5 protein-coding genes are annotated in these 4,166 nt (G+C 57.8%); all 5 read left to right on the forward strand.

Annotated features, from left to right (window positions below):
- Positions 1 to 62: 62 nt before the first annotated feature.
- The 5 genes from DW732_RS09605 to DW732_RS09625 all read left to right on the forward strand — a co-directional run bounded on the left by DW732_RS09605 (position 63) and on the right by DW732_RS09625 (position 3,859).
- On the forward strand, positions 63 to 482 hold the full coding sequence (locus DW732_RS09605; RefSeq protein WP_117636068.1) for a PTS sugar transporter subunit IIA: 420 nt from the start codon (positions 63 to 65) through the stop codon (positions 480 to 482).
- A gap of 57 nt (positions 483 to 539) precedes the next feature.
- Positions 540 to 1,022 (forward strand): PTS sugar transporter subunit IIB, encoded by a 483-nt coding sequence (locus tag DW732_RS09610; RefSeq protein WP_117636067.1) that lies wholly within the window; start codon positions 540 to 542, stop codon positions 1,020 to 1,022.
- Positions 1,023 to 1,314: 292 nt separating this feature from the next.
- Positions 1,315 to 2,088 carry a PTS sugar transporter subunit IIC gene (locus DW732_RS09615; protein ID WP_117636066.1) on the forward strand — a complete coding sequence of 258 codons (774 nt, stop codon included), beginning with the start codon at positions 1,315 to 1,317 and terminating at the stop codon, positions 2,086 to 2,088.
- Positions 2,078 to 2,902, forward strand: a complete 825-nt coding sequence (locus tag DW732_RS09620; protein ID WP_369831513.1) for a PTS system mannose/fructose/sorbose family transporter subunit IID — start codon at positions 2,078 to 2,080, stop codon at positions 2,900 to 2,902. Before DW732_RS09615 ends, DW732_RS09620 begins: the two co-directional genes overlap by 11 nt.
- Positions 2,903 to 3,013: 111 nt before the next feature.
- The gene (locus DW732_RS09625) at positions 3,014 to 3,859 is read left to right on the forward strand and encodes a sugar phosphate isomerase/epimerase (RefSeq protein WP_055252639.1); all 846 of its coding nucleotides are present in this window, start codon (positions 3,014 to 3,016) and stop codon (positions 3,857 to 3,859) included.
- Positions 3,860 to 4,166: the final 307 nt, after the last annotated feature.

The raw sequence follows: 4,166 nt of genomic DNA on the forward strand, positions 1-4,166 counted from the left end.
ACCTCAAGTACCGCCGCTACTACCACCAGTTCGACTACTAATTCCATTTGGGGGAAACTGTAATGAGGCAATACATCTTCGCCAGCCACGCGCATTTTGCGACCGGCATTAAAGAGAGCACCGAGCTGCTCTCGGGCGCGCGCGATAACGTTCACGATCTATCGATGTTTGTCGACGGTCGCACCGACGTCGCCGAGGAGGCCGCAAAGCTGCTGGCGACCATCGACCCTGCCGATGACGTGATCGTGTGCACCGACCTGTTTGGCGGTAGCGTCAACAACGAGTTCACCAAGATCGTTCAGACGCGTCCCAACACCTACCTTGTCGCCAACATGAACCTGCCGCTGCTGATCCAGCTACTGTTCTCGGACCAGGAGGCTCCCGCCGATCAGGTTATCCGCGAGATAATCGCGGCTGACGACACGCGCGTCAAGTTTGTCAACGATCTGCTGACCGATGCGGATGACGAGGAAGAGTTCTAGTCTCCGCCTGCTATTAATGGGGCCGGGTTTCCGGCATGAGACCTTTGGGGGTCAATCATGATTCAACTGCTTCGCGTCGACCATCGTCTGCTTCATGGCCAGGTGGCCGTCTCTTGGGTCCAGGGCCTGGGCTCCGACTGCATCTTCTGCGTCGGCGACAAGGTTGCCAACGATCCCGTTTGGAAGACCACGCTCAAGATGGGCAAGCCGGCCAACGCCAAGCTCGTCATCAAGGACATGGAACACGCCATCGAGGCAATTAACTCTGGTGTCACTGATAAGTACAAGATGATCATCTGCGTCGCCAGCATCGCCGAGGCCAAGCAGCTTGCCGACGGCTGCCCGCAGATTACCTCGATCAACCTGGGCAACACCAAGTCCAAGGACGAACAGCGTCCCGACGCCCGCCAGGTTTCGCGTCAGGTCTTTGTGACCGCCGCCGAGGAAGAGGAAATCCGCGAGCTCGTCGGTCGTGGTGTCGAGGTCGAGATTCGCGCTCTGGCCGATGACCCCAAGGTCGACGCTATGAGTGTCCTGTAACTTGGGACCACGGGGCGGCACGCATGGTGCTGCCCTATCCGTGGAGTAGCGGATAAACGCTTTACCCGGTAGTCCACCTACCGTTCACCGGAAGTACCTGCCCGTTGAGCGATTGGTATTAAATAGTTTCTGCATGACTATATAATTGGTATGAAATCATTTGTACCGGTTTAGGTGTTAACAGCACGCCGGTACAAGCTGGATCTGCCTAGGCGATTGTCGGCATGGAAAAGGGCGCGCTGACAAGTCGGGAATCGCCGACCGGATCCAAGAGGGATCAAAAGGAGGAACAATGCTTGTTCAAGCGATCCTCATCGGACTTATCGCTGCTTTCGGTAAGCTCGATTATCAGCTCGGTACGCTCTATGCGTTCCGCCCGATCGTTCTGTGCCCGCTCGTCGGCATAGTCCTCGGGGACCTGCAGTCCGGCCTCGCCATCGGCGCGAGCCTCGAGCTGCTCTTCATGGGTTCTATTGCCATCGGCGCTTACGTGCCACCTGATGAGACGATTGGCGGCGTGCTCGCTTGCGCCTTCGCTATTCAGCTGGGCCAGAGCACTGAGGCCGCTATCGCGCTCGCGATGCCCATCGCCACCCTGTGCCTGGCCATCAAGAACGTCATCAACGCCGGTATGCCCCTTCTGGTCGACCGCGCCGACGTCTTTGCCAGCAAGGGTAACCTCAAGGGTATCTACGCTATGCACTGGGTTATCGGTCTTGTGATTGTCGCCCTGGCCTTCTTCCTGTGCTCCGTCTCCTTCTATCTTGGCGCTGACGCCGTTCAGGGTCTACTCGACTTCATCCCGACGTTTGTCCTTGATGGCTTTGGCGTCGCAGCCAACATCCTGCCTGCCATGGGCTTCGCAATGCTCGGTCGTCTGGTGCTTACCAAGCAGCTCGTGCCGTTCTACTTCCTGGGCTTCCTGATGTGCTCCTATGCCAACGTGCCCGTCCTCGGTGTCGCTCTGATCGCAATCATCATCGGCATCAACAAGTTCGACCTGCTGGGCCTTGGTGGCGCCCAGCCCCAGCTTTCTGTGGAAGGGGATGAGGACGATGACTTCTAATTCCGAGAACCAGATTACTCGCTCCGACCTCATTAAGAGCTCTCTGAGCACCGGCGCTCTGGGCATGGAGTTCTCCTGGACCTACTACAAGCAGATGAACATTGCCTTCTGCCTGATGGTCGCCAACATGCTCAAGAAGATCTATGCCGGCCGTCCCGACGATTACGCCGAGGCCCTGCACCGTCACAGCGCATTCTTCAACATCACCCCGCAGCTCGCTCCCTTCGTGGGCGGCATCGCGATGGCCATGGAAGAGAAGGTCGCTCGCGGCGAGGTTGAGCCCGAGAGCGTCAACGACATCAAGGCCGCCCTCATGGGCCCGCTTTCCGGTCTGGGTGACTCCTTCTTCCTGTCCACCCTGCGCGTTGTTGCCGCTGCCGTGGGCATCAGCCTGTGCCAGGCCGGCAACGCCTTTGGCCCCATCGCCTTCCTGCTCATCTATAACATCCCGGCGTTCCTGATTCGTATCTTTGGCGCTATCAAGGGTTATGAACTGGGCATTGGCTTCCTCAACGAGGCTCAGAAGACCGGTCTGATGCAAAAGATCATGGCCTGCGTCGGCATCGTCGGCGTCATGGTGGTCGGCGCCATGAGCAAGGACATGTTCTGGGCTTCGCTGCCCGTCGCCATCGGTCAGGGCGACTCCGCCCAGACCCTCCAGGACATCCTGGACGGCATCATGCCCGGCATGCTCGGCATGGCCGCCTTCTGGATTTACTACTGGCTGCTCTCCAAGAAGATCAACCCGATGGTCCTGATTCTCTGCACCATGGTCATCGGCATCATCGGTGCCTTCTTTGGCGTGCTTGCCTAATATGTTTAAATCGCGCTTCCATCGCGTCTAACGGTTGCGTCGATCTTTGGGGGCTTGTCGCATGTGCGGCAGCCCCCTGTTTTTTAAAAGCCCGTACGAAAGGGGAGGACTATGGCCGTACCCGAGCTTTCGCTCATGAACATCAACCATCGTTACTACAGCATCGAGACGTTCTTTAAGGCTGCAGGCGAGGCGGGTTATCGCAATATCGAGCTGTGGACTGGCTCGATGCACCTGTATGTGGATTGCCACGAGCACGATTCGGTGGATAAGATTCGCGATCTTGCCGCCCAGTACGGCATCAAGATCGTGTGCGTGTGCCCCGAGCAGAACAACCCCAAGCCGTGGAATGTCGCGGTGCGTGGTGAGGCGGGCCAAAAGCGCATACTCTCGTACTTTAAGAATGTCATTGACGTTGCCGTTGAGCTGGGTGCGCCGCAGATTCTGGTGACGAGTGGTTGGGCCTATCTGGACGAGCCGGCTGAGGACGCCTGGGCCCGCAGCGTTGCCATGCTGCGTTCGGTATGCGACTATGCCGATACGCGCGGCATTCGCGTTGCGCTCGAGGCGCTGCAGCCGTCGGAGTCCGTGCTGGTCAACACCGCGCAGGACGTCGCGCGCATCCTCGAGGCGGTCGATCGTCCCAACCTGAAGGCTTGTATCGACTTTGGCGCCATGGAAGTTGCCGGCGACACAATCGACGGCTACTTTGAGGTCCTGGGCGACAAGATCGTCCACACCCACTTTGTGGATGTCGGCGGCGGCACGACGCATCTTGCCTGGGGCGACGGCGAGCGCGATATGCGTGCCGACCTCGAGGCGCTCATGCGCCACGGCTATACGGGCTATGCCTCGGCCGAGACGTGTGACGGCCGCTACTATCAGGATCCGTCTAAGGCGACAACTCAGGTTATCGATATGTATCGTCGTGTGATAGCAGAGATGGAAGCCGAATAACCGAACTGCGGGGTTGCGCCGGAAACACTAGAGCGGGTTTGGCGCAACGTAGTTTTAGGTGGCGAGTTGCGGAGTGTTCGTTGCAGTGCTTCTCGAATTAGACAACTAATGGCGTTGTAATACCACTCGGGCGAGGAAACCGACCGTTCGCCGTAAATCTGCGTGAGTTTAGATTGGTATTAAATAATGAGCAATCGTATGGCTATAATTGGTATCAGCAAGAAGCGCGATGTATAGAATCGCGCACATGTGATGGGAGGACACACATGAAGGAGACCGAGAAGATCGAGATCATGCACTTCGACCA

This window comes from Collinsella sp. AM28-11LB (genome assembly GCF_003469895.1).
GTDB lineage: Bacteria > Actinomycetota > Coriobacteriia > Coriobacteriales > Coriobacteriaceae > Collinsella.